This is a genomic window from Streptomyces sp. NPDC059456 (assembly GCF_042750055.1).
Classification (GTDB): domain Bacteria; phylum Actinomycetota; class Actinomycetes; order Streptomycetales; family Streptomycetaceae; genus Streptomyces.
In genome coordinates this window covers 26,552-27,486 of record NZ_JBHYVA010000029.1, presented here as the reverse complement: position 1 = coordinate 27,486, position 935 = coordinate 26,552, and the positions used below count along the sequence as shown (strand labels likewise).

Genomic DNA, 935 nt, shown 5'->3' with positions numbered 1-935 from the left:
GCACCGGCCCGGTCGGCTCCGCCGGCCCGGTCGGCCCCACCGACCCCGCCGGCCCGCACGGCACGCACGGGCCGAGCCACCCCGCCGGCGCCACCGGCACGCACGGGCCGACCGAGCCCGCAGGTCCCGCCGGCCCCGCCAGCCCCACCGCCCCAGTCAGCGGCGCCGATCCGGTCGGCCCCGCCGGCCCGCACGGCACGCACGGGCCCAGCCACCCCGTCGGCACGGCCGGCCCGGGCGGCACGCACGGCACGCACGGGCCGAGCGGCCCCGTCGGCGCTGCCGGGCCGGGCGGGTCCGTCGGGGCGGCCACTCAGCTCGGTCTGTTCACCGCCGACGGGCTCATACGGGCCCACGTGCGCCGGGACACCGGCGCCTGGCATCCGCCCACCGACATCCACCGCGCGTACCTGCGCTGGGCCGCCACCCAGCGCGACTGGGGCCCCGACGAGCGCCGCAAGGACAACGGCTGGCTCGGCGCGCAGGAGTGGCTCTACGCCCGGCGCGGCCCCGACCGCGCCACCATGACCGGCTTCGCCGACGACGTCCTCGGCACCCTCGACCGGCCGAAGAACCCCGCCGCCCGCGACGCGGCGGCCGCCACCCGTTCGGCCCCCTTCGGCCTGCTGGTCGGCTGGGAGCCCGCACTGGTCCTCCAACTCGCCACCGAGTGCGCCGCGCAGAGCCACGGCCACCCCGGCGCGTACCTCACCGCCGGAGCCTTCGCCGTGATCGTCCACGGCCTGACCCGCGGCGACTCCCTCGACGCGGCCATCCAGCGCACCCTCGGCCTGCTCGGGTCCCGCGCCGGCCACCAGAGCGTCACCGACGCCCTCCAGCGTGCCGTCGCGGCCGTCCCGCAGGGCCCGCCCTCCCCCGGATCCGTCGCGCGGGGCCCCCCCCCCCGGGGGGGGGGCCGGGGGCGGGGGCCCCCC

1 protein-coding gene is annotated in these 935 nt (G+C 81.2%); it reads left to right on the top strand.

What is annotated here, in order from left to right:
* Window positions 1-935 (top strand): ADP-ribosylglycohydrolase family protein (locus tag ACFXA3_RS05010; protein ID WP_385182074.1); only part of this gene is annotated, 935 nt, incomplete at both ends.